The sequence below is a fragment of the Vibrio sp. 779(2023) genome (assembly GCF_033344285.1).
GTDB lineage: Bacteria > Pseudomonadota > Gammaproteobacteria > Enterobacterales > Vibrionaceae > Vibrio > Vibrio alginolyticus.
On record NZ_JAWPOM010000001.1, the window covers coordinates 518,924 to 535,719 of the forward strand.

Annotated in this window: 16 protein-coding genes; 4 read left to right on the forward strand and 12 right to left on the reverse strand. The window is 43.9% G+C overall.

Annotated elements, in window-relative coordinates:
* Positions 1-4: 4 nt before the first annotated feature.
* Positions 5-637, reverse strand: a complete 633-nt coding sequence (locus R8O70_RS02315) for a thiol:disulfide interchange protein DsbA/DsbL (RefSeq protein WP_262638080.1) — start codon at positions 635-637, stop codon at positions 5-7.
* Positions 638-919: 282 nt separating this feature from the next.
* On the opposite strand from R8O70_RS02315, the gene R8O70_RS02320 reads away from it, so the two are divergent.
* Positions 920-1,546: an OmpA family protein gene (locus R8O70_RS02320; RefSeq protein WP_085569492.1), complete on the forward strand. Its 627-nt coding sequence runs from the start codon at positions 920-922 to the stop codon at positions 1,544-1,546.
* 191 nt (positions 1,547-1,737) lie between these two features.
* Here R8O70_RS02320 and R8O70_RS02325 read toward each other — a convergent pair whose 3' ends face one another.
* From R8O70_RS02325 to R8O70_RS02340, 4 genes are all read right to left on the reverse strand, one after another.
* Positions 1,738-2,097, reverse strand: coding sequence for a glutaredoxin family protein (locus tag R8O70_RS02325; RefSeq protein WP_005375631.1), 360 nt, complete (start codon positions 2,095-2,097; stop codon positions 1,738-1,740).
* A gap of 111 nt (positions 2,098-2,208) precedes the next feature.
* Complete coding sequence (locus R8O70_RS02330; RefSeq protein ID WP_167415930.1) at positions 2,209-2,751, reverse strand: hypothetical protein; 543 nt, start codon at positions 2,749-2,751, stop codon at positions 2,209-2,211.
* Positions 2,738-3,283: a YaeQ family protein gene (locus R8O70_RS02335; protein ID WP_005375627.1), complete on the reverse strand. Its 546-nt coding sequence runs from the start codon at positions 3,281-3,283 to the stop codon at positions 2,738-2,740. Before R8O70_RS02335 ends, R8O70_RS02330 begins: the two co-directional genes overlap by 14 nt.
* Before the next feature lie 89 nt (positions 3,284-3,372).
* Positions 3,373-3,582, reverse strand: a complete 210-nt coding sequence (locus tag R8O70_RS02340) for a cold-shock protein (RefSeq protein ID WP_005375625.1) — start codon at positions 3,580-3,582, stop codon at positions 3,373-3,375.
* 365 nt (positions 3,583-3,947) lie between these two features.
* Here R8O70_RS02340 and R8O70_RS02345 point away from each other — a divergent pair, with 365 nt between their 5' ends.
* From R8O70_RS02345 to R8O70_RS02355, 3 genes are all read left to right on the forward strand, one after another.
* A complete protein-coding gene (locus R8O70_RS02345) occupies positions 3,948-4,235 on the forward strand; it encodes an alternative ribosome-rescue factor A (RefSeq protein WP_167415931.1) in 288 nt (95 codons plus the stop codon).
* Between the two features lie 194 nt (positions 4,236-4,429).
* Positions 4,430-5,872: a diguanylate cyclase domain-containing protein gene (locus R8O70_RS02350; protein ID WP_017635871.1), complete on the forward strand. Its 1,443-nt coding sequence runs from the start codon at positions 4,430-4,432 to the stop codon at positions 5,870-5,872.
* A 332-nt stretch (positions 5,873-6,204) separates the two neighbouring features.
* The gene (locus R8O70_RS02355; protein ID WP_025768458.1) at positions 6,205-7,095 is read left to right on the forward strand and encodes an RNA polymerase sigma factor RpoD/SigA; all 891 of its coding nucleotides are present in this window, start codon (positions 6,205-6,207) and stop codon (positions 7,093-7,095) included.
* A 26-nt stretch (positions 7,096-7,121) separates the two neighbouring features.
* On the opposite strand, the gene R8O70_RS02360 is transcribed toward R8O70_RS02355, so the two are convergent.
* From R8O70_RS02360 to R8O70_RS02390, 7 genes are all read right to left on the reverse strand, one after another.
* Entirely contained in the window at positions 7,122-7,496 is a 375-nt protein-coding gene (locus R8O70_RS02360; protein ID WP_005375619.1) for a hypothetical protein, read from the reverse strand.
* A 105-nt stretch (positions 7,497-7,601) separates the two neighbouring features.
* Positions 7,602-9,740: an ATP-binding cassette domain-containing protein gene (locus R8O70_RS02365; protein WP_171342524.1), complete on the reverse strand. Its 2,139-nt coding sequence runs from the start codon at positions 9,738-9,740 to the stop codon at positions 7,602-7,604.
* Entirely contained in the window at positions 9,737-11,323 is a 1,587-nt protein-coding gene (locus R8O70_RS02370; RefSeq protein ID WP_239933241.1) for an ABC transporter transmembrane domain-containing protein, read from the reverse strand. Before R8O70_RS02370 ends, R8O70_RS02365 begins: the two co-directional genes overlap by 4 nt.
* Positions 11,313-12,737, reverse strand: coding sequence for a TolC family protein (locus tag R8O70_RS02375; RefSeq protein WP_222711928.1), 1,425 nt, complete (start codon positions 12,735-12,737; stop codon positions 11,313-11,315). Before R8O70_RS02375 ends, R8O70_RS02370 begins: the two co-directional genes overlap by 11 nt.
* Positions 12,712-14,943, reverse strand: a complete 2,232-nt coding sequence (locus R8O70_RS02380) for a response regulator (protein WP_222711927.1) — start codon at positions 14,941-14,943, stop codon at positions 12,712-12,714. Before R8O70_RS02380 ends, R8O70_RS02375 begins: the two co-directional genes overlap by 26 nt.
* Before the next feature lie 3 nt (positions 14,944-14,946).
* Complete coding sequence (locus R8O70_RS02385; RefSeq protein ID WP_005375593.1) at positions 14,947-16,296, reverse strand: HlyD family type I secretion periplasmic adaptor subunit; 1,350 nt, start codon at positions 16,294-16,296, stop codon at positions 14,947-14,949.
* Positions 16,297-16,305: 9 nt separating this feature from the next.
* On the reverse strand, positions 16,306-16,674 hold the full coding sequence (locus R8O70_RS02390) for a hypothetical protein (RefSeq protein ID WP_031777210.1): 369 nt from the start codon (positions 16,672-16,674) through the stop codon (positions 16,306-16,308).
* Positions 16,675-16,796 lie beyond the last annotated feature (122 nt).

Sequence of the window (16,796 nt, forward strand, 5' to 3'; positions counted from 1 at the left end):
TTGTCTATTTAGGTTGTTTTAGCAAAAATTTGATGGTTTCTGCCATGGCTTCAACGCTGTCATGACCACCAGTAATCACTTGATACTTTCCGTTCACGATAAAGGCTGGAACGGAGTTAATTTGGCCGCGAGTCGTGATCGCTTCTGCCTTAGTGATGTACTCAAACAGCGTTTTTTGCTGTGCTTCATCTAAATGGTAAGGGCTGATAAGGTTGCGAGACTCAAAGGCTTTCTCAACAGCGACTTGGCGTTCTTCAGCTGTTGCATCGGCAACCATTTGCACAGCAGTAAAAAGATCCGCCATAAACGCTTTATCTGGTGTTGATTCAAGCTGCATTACGGCAGTATAGAAGATGATGGCGCTCACTTGTGCACTTTCATTGAACGTTACATGCATTTTTTCAACGCTTTGATCGGTCAATGATTCAATTTGAGGGACAAACTCTTCCATTGAGCGGCAGTGGTCACAAGTTAAAGAGAATGCTTCAGTCAGGGGAGCTAAATCATATTCTTCAAGGGATACTGGCAAAACTTCGTATTGTTTGCCTTGCTGAGGCTGACTCTTGCCGCTATCGCATGCCGACAAAGCCATTACGGCAACAACAACAGCAAAGCCTTTCGATATGGTTTTTAACATAGTAGTGCTCTAAATGAGAAATTTGCGTTAGTTTATCGGTTAACGATAGTGACTAAAACCATTAAATAACAATAAAGTGAGACCATTGGTAACAGACTTTGCCTGACGTATGGGCTGCAAGGGTAGGGTATTTTAGTGTTGCTTTTTATTTGAGAGATGATTTTGCATTGACTCCAGTGGCATGAACGCTGCATAGACAAACCAATCGGTGGACAAAAGCGCTAAAGATTCGGCGTGTTTTGTCGACACAATGAACAAGAGTTTTTCTACGTTGGTAATGGTATGAAGCATTGGTTTTTAATTGTTTGTGGCATTCTGGCCGGGTGCAGTAGCCTCGATCAAGATATGGTCCCAGGTGGGAACATTTTAGATACAGCTCCTAAATCAAACACTGAGCTGAGACACCCAGAGTGGGGATACCCGAGCGCATCCAATGTGGCTTCTTCCTCTCGTTCATATCAAACGGCGAGGGCGTCAGTAAAAAAGTCGCAAAACGTGACCTCTCTGGAAATGTTCCTGAGCAGGCATAACATTCCTCACGAGACGCTCAGTGGTGGCCACCTGATGATACGTTTGAAAGAGCAAGTGCATTTTCAAACGGGCTCAGCAAGGTTATCTGCTCAATCTCAAGACTGGATTCGAAACATTGGTCACTATCTGGCGGGAAGAACTGATGTTGATGTCGTGATTGATGGTCATGCGGATAGTACGGGAGCTGAAAGCTTCAACGACACGCTATCTGAAAAGCGAGCTCGTGAAGTAGAAAAACAACTATTGGCGACGAGTATTCCACGTCAACGAGTGTTTTCTAGAGGCTTCGGAGAGTATGTACCGAAGTGCAGCAATGCGACAGCGAGTGGTAAAGCTTGCAATCGGCGCGTAGAGCTAACATTGATCGTGGATGAATAACGCAGACGTTGGGTGGTAATCTTCGTTGTGTTGTTCTTGCATACCCGTTATTTGCTTAGTGGAGTTTAAGTTCGGAGTTGAGCAAGAAGACTGAATAAGGAAAGCTCGCACGGCAACATTTAGCTAGAAAAAATAGAAAAGAGGCACCGTTAGGTGCCTCTTTTACATCCGCCAATGTTCATAGGGGGAACTTAGGCAAATTCTTTTTCAACGTAAGCGACGATGTCAGATGACTCGTATAACCACTGTGTCTCGCCATCTTTTTCGATACGAAGACAAGGGACTTTAACTCGCCCACCACCTTGCTCTAGTTCAGCTCGATGAGTCGGGTTATTTTTTGCATCACGTAGCTCAATGTTCACCGATTGACGCTTCATTGCACGGCGGACCTTTACGCAAAAAGGGCAGGCTTCAAATTGGTAAAGTGCGTATTGTTTCGCTTTTTCATCAATACGTTGCTGTTCTTCTGCGGTGCGCTTAATACCACGAGGTGAGAACACCGCGTTCAGCAATAAGATAACCTTGCCTAAAATCCAACGGATAAACTTCATAATGATCCCTTGATGTTCATTGGGTAATTGTCCTTTAAGAATGCAATCATGATGCTTGTTGCACTGAGCGTGAAGTCTATCAGTTGTTTGAAATGGATAAAACCATGTATTTTATGCGGAAAATAGACGTGTAAACCAACCCCAAAAGCCACTTGCTGAAGCCGGACGGGCTTCTTTACCTTGATAAAAACTTTGCATGAGTTCGGTTCTGAATGCATCAACGTCCATGCGTTTTATGACAAGCTCGTGCTGCAATGTATTTTGAGTCTGCTCGGCATGATCGTGCGCCAAGCTGAAATCCATATTTAAATAGCCTTGCGTGTATAACCAAAGGTGGGTGACTAAGATTAGGTCTTCAGCAGATTGGTTAGTAAACTTATCCGCGTGCTCATTACCCAAGGAGTCAGTCAGAACTTGCTGCATACGCTGGGTAGAGTGAGCATTTTGCTCGTAGTTAGCACTTGCTTCAATATGTGATTTGGTCAAAAGGCCAAGCAGGTGAAGAGTAGGTGCTGTTGTGGGTTTGTTCTCACAAACTTTTGTAAATAGTTGTGACTGTTCTTTTAACCAACGTCGCTTTGCTGCTTTATGTTCTTTAACAAAGGGGATTTCTTCAAATCCCATCTCTTGACTCAGTTCACTAAGAGACGTCATGGTTTTTTAGTTCCTTCACCGTTACTTCGATATGTTGATCATTGATATCAACAAAAATTGAGCTGCCAGTAATCATAACAGAAAGGCTAGTACCTCGGTCAAGGTGCTGACAAATCAAGTCGATAGCGTCATAGTCAAAGCTCTCTACGTTGACGGGAAGCATTGAGAACTTTCCTGACATTTTGTCCCACCAGACAGCCGCTTTGGTGTTATAAGTGTAAACTTTTACATGCTTTGCTAGGCGAGAAGCTTTCTTAATTCTGTCTGGTTCTGGTTCGCCAATTTCAATCCAGTGAGTAATGCTTTGATCATCGCCAACATGCCATAAATCAGGCTCTTCAATCGTAGAGAGTCCTTTTGTAAACTCCAGATTGCTTTGAGCATTTAAACAGTAAGCTAGAATGCGAGCCAACATTCGTTGCGGCTTTTCAGAAGGGTGAAGGGCGATAGTTAGATTTTTAGAATCGTAATAGTCATTATTCATATCGGAAATGGCGATACGAAATTTGTAAATGGTTGGTTTAAGAGCCATAGATTTATATCGTTTTGTTGGCAAAATAAGTTTTAGGCAAAAAAATAGCCAGCTTTAAAAGCTGGCTATCGTATCAAATTCTTTAAGAATTAAAGTACTTTGATTTGCTCTGCTTGAGGGCCTTTTTGACCTTGAGAGATAACAAATTCTACTTTCTGGCCTTCAACTAGAGTACGGAAGCCGTCACCAGTGATTGCAGAGAAGTGAGCAAATACGTCAGGACCGTTTTCTTGTTGAATGAAACCGAAGCCTTTAGTTTCGTTGAACCACTTAACTGTGCCAGTAGCTGTGTTAGACATGTCTATTTCCTAAATATCTAAATAATGTAATCTTTCGCCTCAACGGCGCTTATAGCGTGGAAAAATAAATTGCTATTGCGTACCACAGGACGACGGGTTACAAGTAATCCAACGAAATGTGAAAACAAAGAACTTTCTTTCTAGCCGTGTTTGAGTCTAGGTTAATTCCACGAAGAGTCAACATATATTAGTGCTTTATGGACAAATATTTGTATTTAGTCACTATTTAACCAGCATGTTTTTGATTAAATTTCAAATAAATGACGGTGATGTGAAGTTTTTTAGCATAAAATTCAACTAAATCTATAAATTTGACTTATTTATATAATTATTGTCCAATCTGGTTCGACCATTAAGGAGGATTTATGGCAAAGCGTAAAATCAGTCCTCAACCGAGTGGCTCACAACATGAGACCGACTTCGGCAGAGGTGAAATCAAAGACAACGCGTTAAAAGCGGTTGTTACCAGTCAGCTGTTCCAAATACGAGTCGTTAAAGCGAAAAAAGGTAAAGGTAGCTTCAGCCGTAAAATGAAGCATAGAGGCAAAGAGCCCTATTCAAAGTTCTCCCCAAGGTGGATTTTGAATAGGGCTTTTTTATTGGTACTAGGTGTTTGCAAAACTGATGATATTCAATTTTTTAGTACCAGATAAGTTTTCCTAATTTATCATGTACTGCTTCAACTGCTTCAGCGAACCAAGCGTTGAAAGTACCAATTAAGTACTAAAACTTACTAAGTTAGATTCATATCAATAAGCGTCACTTCCTGTATTATGCAACTCTACTATATCTTTAGTCTAATCAAACAGCCGAGATTATGGTTTAAAAAGACTGGTGAGAAGTAGGTATGTCATCGACGAGTTATGGTACTTATGGTTGCAAATGTAAAAAAGCGTGTGCTTCTTTATTACTACTGTGGCTGTCCATTTGTCCGATGGCGCATGCACACAAGTCAGAGTCTCATTCTTTAATTGTTGCTAACTCCAAAGCGTGGAAGCCGTTCTCTTACCTTAGCCCAGATGGTGAACCTAAAGGTATTTTAATCGACTTTTGGAAAGAGTACGCGGCGAACAACCAAATCGACGTTCAGTTTCTCCTTTTGGATTGGGATGCTTCTTTACAAGCCGTAAAAGAGGGTAAGGCTGACTTTCACGGAGGACTTGTCTACTCGCCCGAAAGAGCGAAGTATATGGACTTTGGCGCAGTCATAATGCCTATCCAAACCAAATTGTACGTAAATAAAGATGTACTTTCGGTTGATATCAGGAGTGTTTTAACTGGCGAAATGACGCTGCCAATTGGCGTTGTTAAAGGAAGTTACGAGTCTGAGTTTGTTCAGACGAATTACCCGAATGCACCTATCGCAGAATACATTAACAATGATTCGATGATACAAGCCGCCGTCGATAAAAAGGTGCTGTACTTCGTTGCAGACCTGCAAGTTGCTAACTTTTATATGGCAACCACGCCGGGAGCGGGTATGTTTGTCCCGACAATTAGCTTATATAGTAAAGATCTTCGGATTGCAGCAGGAATGCACAGTGCAACTTCCATTTTAGAGGTATCAAGAGCGTTTGAAAAAGTCATCGATACGGATCGTGAGCGGATCCTCACCCGTTGGAGTGTGGTGAAAACGGTTTATCCACTTTATCTTTTCCCTATTGCCATTTTCATCATGGCGGTTGCAACGCTTTATCATATTTTTGCCCTCAAACGTATGGTTGCTCTTCGGACAAGGCAATTAACGATTGCCAATCAGCAATTGCTGGAGATGACGTTGACGGATTCTCTCACAAAGCTATACAACCGTAGACACCTTATTGAGCAATTGGCGCTACTGAATCATTTGAAGCGAAACTTAACGGTGATGGTGTTTGATATTGATGATTTTAAATCAATCAATGATCGATATGGCCACCTTGCTGGAGACCGAGCAATAGTTGCCATCGCAGAAGCCGCTAAGTCGATGACTGATGACCGAATGACATTGGCGAGAATTGGAGGAGAAGAGTTCGCACTCGTTACGTCGTCTCTGTCAGAGCGAGAAGCACTCAATTTTGCCAATATGCTCTGTAAAGCAGTTTACGATCAGCCTGTTATACTGGGTGGACAAGCAATTCATTTGAGTATCAGTTTGGGCTGTGCTTACTATCCTGAGTTTACCCACATCGTGAGCTTGCAAGATGCTGACGAGTTGATGTATCAAGGTAAGTCTGAAGGAAAGAATCGTGCAGTTTTCCAAGTTATAACAGACTGTCAGCTTCAACCTGCGCTTCGTCAAGTGAATTAGGTCTCGCTAATTCAACTGATACTTCAAACCATCCTCAAGCCTCAAAGGTTTAGTCAGAGTAACGTGGTAAGCGTTGACGATTACGTTGCGTTGTTTTCTTTGAGGCCAATTTGCGTACAAATATTCGCACTTTCATATATATAACCCCCACCTGCTCACGTTTTTATCATAGAAGCAGTAATTGTTTTAAAGTGATAAGCGATTTCTTGGTAAAGATCAGAACCCCTGTCTACACTCAGTGTAAAGTAATGCATATAAAGCATGATGCATACGGTGTTGTACAAAAACAATTAAAGAAGATAAGAAATAAGTTGGCTTGAGAAGGACGGGGAATGAACAACGAATGCTTTGCTAGGTTCCGAGCTGTCACGGATGAACTGTCAATGAAAGAATCGTTGTCAGTTGGGAAAGACCCTTATGCTCACTATCTCAAAGATATTGTGGGGATTGATTTGTTGTCTCGTGAAGAGGAGTTGCATTACGCCAAACTTAATCGAGCTGGTGATGAAGAAGCGCGCGAAATGTTGATTGAGTCTAATCTTCGACTTGTTGTGAAAATCGCAAAAGGTTACCTCAAACGGCCAGGTAATAACTTTACTCTGCTCGATTTAATAGAAGAAGGTAACATTGGTTTGATAAAAGCGGTCGATAAGTTCGATCCTGAGCCAGGCTACCGTTTTTCTACTTATGCGGTATGGTGGATTCGCGAGAATATAGAAGCGGCATTAATGAACAATGGCCGCACGGTACGTTTACCTGCTCATGTGTGCAAAGAGATAAATAGCCTGGCTTTAAAAAAGCTCGATGCGTCAAAAAGTGAGAGCAAGGAGTTGTCTATTTCTGAACTCTCACGCTGCTCAGGGGTGAAAGCAGAACGTATAGATGAACTTGTTGCTCTAAGTGGTTTTATTGATGTATCGACCACTGCGGACCTACATCGTGTTCCATTTGTTCTTGAACTGTGTGAAAGTGAGTATACGCCAGATCCACAACAAGACTGTGAAAACCAGTGCTTTACTCAAGCTATTGAAAATATTATTAAAACTTTGCCAATTAAGTTGCAGAAAGTCTTGATCCATCGATTCGGATTATTTGACCAGAGAGTGAAAACCTTGTCGGAAATAGGCCTGTTATTAAACGTGTCTAACGAGCGTGTTCGTCAGATGCAGATAGAGGCGGTTGAACGCGTGCAGAAACGTCTCCGATTCGATGGTTGGGTTTAAGATTTTTAGCCCCTTATCCTAGCCGATTAATTTACTGGCTTGCTACTCTGTTCTTCCGTAAGTAACAGCAGCTCAAGCTGTGCTTTAGCTGCTGCCTCCAATCTCCATACACTCAATAATCGGTTAAGTGCTGCGCGATAAGTACGACTTTTGAGTAAAAAAGCGAGCGTACTTGTGTAGTTGTTTACGACTTGCGCTTGTGTCTCGACCAAAGCAGTTTTGTTTTCGATGTCGATGTGTTGAAGGTTAAAGTCAGGAAGAAACGCACACTCATACCATACCTCTACAATTTCACGAATTTCGAGTTCTTCTTCAGGCACGTCGAAGTCTTGTAACTGGTAGTTTTCTGGTATCGTTGATAAATAAACCACATCCAATTTGTCTGCAACAAATGTATACATCGGATTCCTTAGTGTACGCGCTTACAGAGTAAATAGTCTCATCGTTTACATTTTTGTCTATGACCGTGCTCAAGTATGAATGATGAACCACACCACATTCCGAACTTAACTTAGACTTTTTAAGTACTTATCGGTTAACCCGAAATACTTCAGGTTGCCATCTGGCTCCAAGACTAAGCTCATATTGGATGTAGAGATCATGCCCGGATCATTCGTTGAGAAAATAACGGTCTTATTGAGTAGTTTGTCGCTAAATAACCGCTTGAAGTAGTGGGAATTTTCTTGCTCTGCACCATTAAATGGCTCGTCAATGATAATCAAAGATTGTTCGCAGTTGCCTAGCCCTAATGCGAGCCGCAGTCTTTGTTGAATACCATTTGGTAAACTTTTACAGATATCAACGCTCAATTGAGTGTCTAGGCCTTGTGGCAACCATGTATCGAGCTCAAAGAAACTCACCATTTCACGCATTTTTTCTGTTGGGATTAACCCATTATGCAAGATGAAGTTAGTCTCCAAGGAGCCTTCAAAAATATGCAGGTTAAACGGGATGTAGTTAATCGAGGTTCGATAGCGGTAACTGTTGAATTGTTTGATGTTATAACCGTCCACCGAAACTGAGCCTTGATAGCGTTCCTCTAGCCCAGCGATAATAGAAATGAGCGTCGTTTTACCGCAACCTGTTGGTCCACAAATCACAACTTTTGCGCCCGGTGGAATTTTAAAACCAAGATTAGTTAAGCCTGTTGCCGCACCACTATAACGATGGCTCACACCAGAGCCGACGATACTACCTTGAAAGAGGCGAATAGGGGGGCTTTTCTCTAACGTTAGCTTATCGTCATTCATCGCCATAAGGTTGTTGATTTGCGCAGAAGACGCCTTAATGGATTGGAACTTAGAAATAGAGTTGTAGATGCCCATAATAGGCCCCAACGCCTTCCAGACTAAAATTACGGTAGCAAGCATTGCACCTGCATCGGAGGTGCCGTCCATCACGCCGATAACGGCCGCGACGATACTTGCGGTACCAATAACCTGAATCAAACTCCCGCCTGCTGCCTGAACCCTGCTATTAGTCACTGAAACATGTTCTGCATCGTTGGTGCTTTGTAAATGCGATGCGCTAAAGCGGGACTGGATAACACGCAATAATGGCAAGCCTTGGATGGTTTTTATACCACGAAGAATCTCATTCCATTGGTAAGAAACCATGGCGTTGGCGCGAGAGCTCTTGGACGTGGCTTGCGAGTAGATGTAACGAGAATAAACACAGAACACCAACATCAGAATCAAACCCGCCATGACGACCAATGCTGCGGTTCCTGACATGATGGCAATCGCGACAATGAACACGATAACAAACGGCATGTCGAAGTAGCTCAAGGTTGACTCTGCGGTTACCAAACGGCGGAAAGTGTCGATGTCTTTCAAACGTGCTAACTGAGAAGAGACACCAGCGGTAGATGTCATCGAATAAGGAAGCCACAACAGTTTGGATATTACGTTTTGAGAAATATGCACCGCCAAATCCTTCCCTGATGTGGCGATGATGTTGACCCGCATTTTCTTGAAAAAGTATTCCGAGAACCCAACAATCACAGCAAATAACGTCAGCCAATAAAGCGTGGCTTGCGAGCTAGAGGTTAAGGCGAAGTTGTACACACTCATAATAAAAAAGGGCTGGAGTGCGCCGAGAATACTGACCACGAAGCTGAGGATAATTAGGCTCTTGAGTTCATTGTTGTAGCGATAAAACGCGTATTTAATCCAGTTACTGCGGTCTTGAGATTCAGGTGGCGGCTCTCGAAACAAGCGCGAGTATTCGCTGACCGAGACCAACAAACATGGCTTTTTGCAGAGCGGGTATTCAATGGTGTTGTTATTGGTGTAATCAAACAGGATCAGTTTGCCGTCTTTGGTGCCCAAGAAAATCGCAGTGAGGTTTTCTATCTCGATAAAACAAGGATGAGGGTGCCCCTCGATGTGCTCCAACGTTTTTAATTTGGTGACGTCACAACGGTAACCAAGGCGTTCAATGGTGGCTATAAAACTGTCGCTGTCTTTTGGTTTAGGGATAAAAGCGTCACTGAGGATAGAAGGCGTGCCTTCCCATTCAAGCGCAATGAGGGTGTAAGCTAAACCACGAATCAAAGGTGACTGATTGTATCGCTCATCATAACTGCGAGCCTCAAAGTCCAACAAGCGTTGAGGGACATTATTAAAATCAACCAAAATACTCATTGGTCACCTCCGGTAAGTTTGACACGTTTGAGGCGATGATTGAGTTTGTCCATCTTATTGCTGACGATGATGAGGACTTTGTCGTTGGCGCGATAGGCGGTGCTGGTCAAAACCAATCGAGCAAAGTCGTCATCATAAACACAGTCGATGTCGTCGAAGATCAACACTCGTTTGTTTGCAAGCAAGGCACGCACCAACAACAGGGCATAAGCGACTTGGCGCGAGAATGGGTTGCGTAAATGTCCTTTAAGCTCGGTGTAAAAACCAGCGGGAAGGGCATCGATTTGTGCTTTGATGTTCATGGTTTCGCAAAGCGCAAATGCGGTGTTGTTTAAGCTCGGGCGGAAGCAAGTCAAGTTGTCGATGATGGTGCCTTCGACGAACGAACTGGTTTTGTCGACCATGAGCACGCTATTACGCCAGACGTTGTAATTGACGTCATCAAGTGGTGTCTCGTTGATCTTAATGTCCAGTTTGTTGTCGGTGTTTTGCCGCGTAACGCAATTGGCAAGATGGGTTTTGCCTGCGCCGCTTTTCCCCGTCAGCAAGTAAGCCTGGCCACGTTCAAACTCGATGCGTTGCTTTTCCGAATACTTCACCGAGATGCGCTCGACTTCTGTCGTGTCATTTTGTTGTTCTACAGATGCAGCAAGTTCAAGCAGCTCGGCGATACGTTGAATATGAAGCTTGTTCAACTCCCATCGACTCACCGTGCGCATTACTTGCTGGTATGGCGCGAAGTAGCGGTTGGTAAGCATGATGATGGCAGCCATGATGCCTTGGCTAGATTGCATGTTGATAACTGCCGTTGCCAAAACTACCACCACACAAGCAATGGAGAGCTGTTGTATGAGCGACAAGATAAGGCTGAAGTTCGATTCGATTTGCTCGTATTTGATGTTCTCGACTTCACGCTCTTCCACCATTTGTGTCATGAGGCTCTCAACGCGATATTCCATATTGCGCGCTTTGATATCGAGTGGGCTAGAGATGATCTCGATGATTTTAGAAGTAGTTAAGCCTTCGATGTCGGATTTGTTTTCTAAGCTGTTGATTTTTTGCTTGGAAAGACTGAGTGCGAACACCGCCAAAATGATGGAGGCGAGCAAGATAGTCACTCCCGCCCAAATGTTGATCAGACCGATAATCAGAATGGTCAGTATGCTGACGGCAAGGTTGATCAATGCCCGTACAGATTCTCCGCCAAAGAAGGATTTAATCTCTGGAATGGTGGCAATACGCTCTAAGTATTCACCGGGTTCTAGGCGACGAAACTTCGATATCTCAGCCAAACAGATGGATTGAAACACCTTGTTGGTTAAGTTGGTTTCGAATTGCTTCATGATCACCGACGAAATCTTCTCTTCCTGATTCTTTAAGTGATAGTCGAGGAAGATAGTGATCAAGATAATGGCAAACAGAAGAAACAGCGTGTCTTTGGCTTGGTTAGGTAAAACTCGGTCAAAAATAATCAGTATCGAAAAGGGCAGCACTAAACCAAACAGCGTCGAGATGACCGTCGAGAAAGTCAGGTAACACTTGTCAGCAAAGTTAATCTTCTGGGAAAAATGCTCAGTTTGCATTGCGACCTCCTTTCTTAATCGATGGTTTGGAGAGAAGGTGTTTTGGAACTAAGTCTTGATTGCTTCTGCCTTCGATATCGCTCATTAACTGCATGATGCTTTCGATGGATTGCACCGACAGCATGCCTTTGATTTGCTCAAGATTGATCGATTCAATGATGTAGTCATAACGCGCGCTCTCGTAATCACGTAGCGCGCTGAACAGTTTACTTTCCGCTGCCAGTAAGTCGGTAATGGTTCGCGTACCAAGCTGGTAGGCGCGTTGAATGCCTTTGTAGGAGGCGTAGTTTGCACGAATGATGTTCTCGTAACTGCTAATAGCTCGGGAGAAGTCGTTAATGTTGAGTACCGAGGTGTTAACGCTATTGCGCGTCGTGAACAACGAATCTTGGTACAGCAGCTCGGTTCGCTCGATGGCAGTCGACGATTTTTGATAACCGTAGTAATCCGAACCGCCGGAGAAAATCGGCACATTCAAGTTCAAACCGACGCTAGTGGAGTTACTGTCCCCTGTTGCGGTGGGGTCGGTTCGGTCATAGTTGTTCGCATCGTCATAACGGTAACTGGCAGAGAGCGATACGGTCGGCACAAAGTTTGAACCGCTTTCTTTCAAGCCTCTTCGGCTGCGTTCTACGGTTTTCTTCGCGACTAATAAGTCGTTATTGAGCTTCAAAGCTTGTTCAAGGATCTCACGTTGTTCGGATTCGCTGATTTCCGCCAAGGGCACGCTTTCGTAGATGTCCTGCGATGGGGTGACTGGATATTGAACTTGAATCTCTAAGCCGTTCAAAATCACGCGTCGATCTTTCTCTAAGGTTCTTAAGCGGTTGGCAATGCCTTCTTTCTGAGCAATTACCTCATACAACTCGCTCGCCGCAGTGTTGCCAAGTTCCACGTTGCGACGCATTTGGCGCTCACGTGTTTCAGACGATTTAAGTTCTACTTGGGTGGCTTTGATTTGCGCGTTGTTTTTGAGGTATTCGAAATATTGCGTCGCGATTTCAGAAATGGTGCTCTGGATTTTGTTCTCGTGTTTGATTTCTTCAATGTTGAAATCAAGCTTTGCGGTGCCGTATTTGAAGATGTCGCCAAGGTTAAACACCGATTGAGATAAAGACACGCTGTAGCTGTTTGAATTGTAGCTTGAACGCGTATCCGGTGTTCCCGTTAAGATGGTCTCGTTTTCATTCCATGTAGTATCAGCGGCACCGTTTAAAGAGGGTAGAAACTTAGAACGGCTAATGTCGATGTTGTATTCGTTTTCCTCCACGCCTTTGTCACTAGCGCGCAGAGATAAATTGTTTTCCAAGCCGAGCTTGACCGCCTCAAGCAAGGTGGTCGCCATTGCCGAAGGAGCATTGCTCAATGTAAGCGCTGCCAATACGCAGCTAGTTAAGTTTCTGTACCGCAACATACTTGTTGATCACCTTGATGATTTCGTCGTTTTTATAAGGTTTGCTGATCACATAATCCATTCCAGCTTCGATACAAGCTTGGTGTTCATTACTGCTGGTCAATGCTGTCGCACCTATAATGGTGCAAGGATGTTGTCCGCTCTCTTGTTCGTATTGTCGAATGCGTTTGGTTGCTTCAATACCGCCCATGCCCGGCATGATGCAGTCCATAAAAATGATGTCTGAGCGCTGATTCATGAAATGCTGAACGGCGTCTGCGCCATCGCCAACGGTGTCGGCTTCGTATTCTTGCTTGCTCAAAATACGTTTGAGTAGAATCTGTTGAACACGGTCATCCTCCACAATCAGGAATGAGCTGTTCTCCATCTGATCTTCAGAGGCTTCCGCTTCCATGATTGCTAACAGGTTAGGGATGAACTCATACGGAATCGCAGGGGAGTTCAGAATCTTGTCGACAAAGGTATGACTCTCTTGTGCTTGCTGAGTGCTAGTGACTGAAAGCAACAACTTCGTGTTCGGGTGATTGCGCAGTTGCGATTTCACCGTTTTGCTCAGTGAGGGCAGCTTGTTTGGCTCGAACGTGTCGGTCAGCATGATGGCATCGTATTCGCCAAAGGTTTTTGCCGCAGAGAAGAGTTCGTTCGGCGTTCGAATTGGCGTAATCTCTAAGCCCAAGTTGACTAACATTTTGTTCATCACATCAATGCGCAGCTGAGAGTTGGCACACAGTAATAGGCGCTTATTGTCGAAGCGAGTTTTCTCGGTGTGGAAGCTTTTGGCTTTCAAATCGAGCTGAATTTGAAAACGTTCCTGATTGCCCGATTGATACCAATGGCTCTCGTAATAGCCATAATCTTTCAACACGCTTTTCGCCAAATCGTCTTTGGTTGCAGTGTGCTGTTTATGGTCGCTCCAGTGTAGGGTATTGAGCTTGGCAAGCGGCACATCCAGCGTGGTTAAGAAGTTTAGATTGATGGTCAGGCGGGTATTTTCAATGTCTGACGCCGCACCTGATTCAATGGTGACAAACAGTTTCTTGTCGGCTTTGAGTTGGATGGCATTTGATAGCTGTAGGAACAACACCCAGAATAAGCTGGTGGATTGTCCTTCAACACGGTTTGGTAAGTTATCTGAGATAAAGCAGTCTAGCTCACCTTCATTGCGCTGCACTTTTGAACTGATGTGAATCATCAATTCAGACAGTACATTCAGCAGTGAAAACTCTTTCGATTTGCTCTCGGTCCCTTGTGAAATGAGTCGGTTGTAGTTCTCTGCCAATTCAGACAGGGTATTGGCAGCCGAGGTTATATCTTGCGCCATCAACACTCCGCTCTCATCGGTCTCTTGAACTAGATATTGCACGCCGCCGTTAATGGTGTTGGTGATGCCACGAATCTCGTAACCAATCAGAGCATAGAGCTGCTTGTAGAGATCGTTATTGCGTTTTTGCTCTTCGAGTTTGCTGAAAATCAGTTTTAGGTGTGAGTAGATCTGACGCTGCTTCGGATTGATGCTCACTTCATTCAGCAACTCTTCCAACCTTTGTAAATCCAGTTGTTTGAGTTCTTGATAAAGCTCATCGAATTCTTGGTCAATGTCACGCTCATTCGAGCTGGATTTTTTCAGTTTAAGGATTGCCACCAAGTTCGATAGCACTGCGATACCAACCAGTACGACAACGACCACAAACAACCAAATGAAGAACTCGTTTTTCTCCATCATTAGGTCGCTCGCATGGTTGTTAAATATGGTCCTGTAGTTGTCGTCCATTTGTAGGTAGTTATTGGTGAGCGAGAGGTACAGTGCCAACACATCGTCGCGTGTTTTTTGGCTGTCTGAGAAGCGATTGATTGCCAGTTCAAGCTGCGTGTATTCGGTCGCGCCCACCAAGCTAAACTCGGTTTTGTTGAGTGACGCGAGCGACTTAAATTGGTCAATTTCGTCTTTCAGAACCTCAAAATCAAGCTCTGTTGTACTGCAATAACGTGCGCTTAAACAGCGTTGAAGCGTTTGAATATCAAACTCGATAGTTTGGTTGAGCTGTTGAGCTTGAACCAAAAGAGGCGCGTTTTGCACTTTCTCGACTGAATCCACTTTTTCCCAAGAGATATACAAATAAAAGGCGAGGGCAGCCAGCATCAAGCTGAAAGCGATGCTTAGGCGCATAACAGGAACGGAAATATTGTAAGAAGGTTTGCTACTCATCCATCACCTCTCATCGAATGCGTCTTCGATAGCCGACATAACCGGCTTCGCTGCGTATTCGATCACCCGGCGTGAACCTGTTTTCACGTCTGCGGTAAACTCCATATAAGGGGACAGCTTGTATTGTGTGCCTCCGCGCTCTAGATAGTTTTGACTGATTTGGATTTCCGCGAGGTAGAATTCAGCGTCTTCTTCTTCATAAGAAGAACGGCTGATCGATGCAATTCGACCTTCCAAAAATCCGTATTTGGCAAAGTTGTAGGTATCCATCTTCACTTTGACCGCTTGTCCGATTTCTACAAAACCCATGTCTTTACGCGGGATCTTCGCCTCTCCGTGAAGGGCGTTATTGATCGGTGCAATGTCCGCGATGCTTTCACCTGGCGGTATCACAGCGGAGCGGAAGTTGAAGTGCACTTTATCTACTACACCGTCAATAGGGGCGTAAACCACGAGGCGATCCACTTTATCTGAGTGTTGAGGACGTAATATACGTTTCAACTTTAAGTCCTTGTTTGCTTGAATGATTTGCGCTTGATACTCGGCATTACGATTCTCCACCAAGTCTCGGTACTGCTTCTCTAATTTGTCGAGTTGGAAGCGCTCATTCATGACCGACTCATCAAGGTTTTCTATCTCACGCACCATGTTTGACTCTTGAACCTGCATATTCAGAACATCGACGTAAGACGCCATTTCCTCTTTGTACAAGGTGTTCTTAATATTGAGCTGCTTGCGTATCAAGGAGAGCTGGTTCTCGGAGCTTTTACGGCGCTTGAGCATTGAATCAATAAGCGAATTCTTATGTTGGATATCGTGAGTGATCAACTCTTCATTGGAACGGTTTTTAGAAAATTCTTGCTGCCAGGTATTCATGTTGACTTGCACTAATTCTGGGTACTTTTCGATGTAGGCAGAAAAATCGGGTTCCACCATATCGCGCAGGCTTTCGTAACGAATCTTGTCTAGCTCTAGCTGAATGATCTCTGTGTTTACCGTATCGAGTTGAGTGTTTCTATCCAGAGAGCGAAGGCGTGCAATAGGCTGACCTTCGTAAACTACTTCGCCTTTGCGCACTAGCATTTCTTCTAGAATACCGCCTTCAAGGTGTTGCACTTTTTCGATGTCAGATTCGAGCAATAGCTCACCGCGCACCGACACCACAATGTCGATACGAGCCTGAGATGCCACGGCGATAGCCACCATGGAAAGCAAAAAGATAACCAGCAAGGTTTTGTGTACGCTGGTCATTGCACTGGCTAGCACGATTGTATCGTCTGTTGTTACCTTCGAAGCTTCGTTGTTCGAAACGAGCGCCTTTTTGAGGTGATGTTCTATTTGCTTATTACTCATGAGCCACCCCTACGATTCACTACCTGTGCGGCTATCGATTGAATTTTCGATTTTTAACAGCTGGCTAATTTGTTTGTTTACGTTGTTAAGCTCGGTTTTAACGTCCTCAATCAATTCATTAGGAGCAGGGAAATGGTGTTTGTTTAAGTGTTCAAGCTTTGCCAATTTTGGTGGTAAGTCGTCATCACATAACAAGACGAGAATGGTCTTTAGTCTTTTTGAATAACATCTGAGTGCTTCAAAACGGTTTTGTTTATGCAGCATCTCAATATCAATCCCTGCGTCACTGAAATCTTGGTAAAAATCGCCTAATAGCAATTGCAGCCCTTTATGGCTGTTGTCGACTGAGCGCAACAGATTTGTCATATTTATCATTATCCCACCGCACTAATTGCTTTAATGACAACAAGTAAGGATCTTTATACTGGGTTTTCAAATTTTTTTGTTTTTATGGAACTCGAAAGGTATGAAAAAAGTTGTATAAAAAAGTTGGTTTCTAA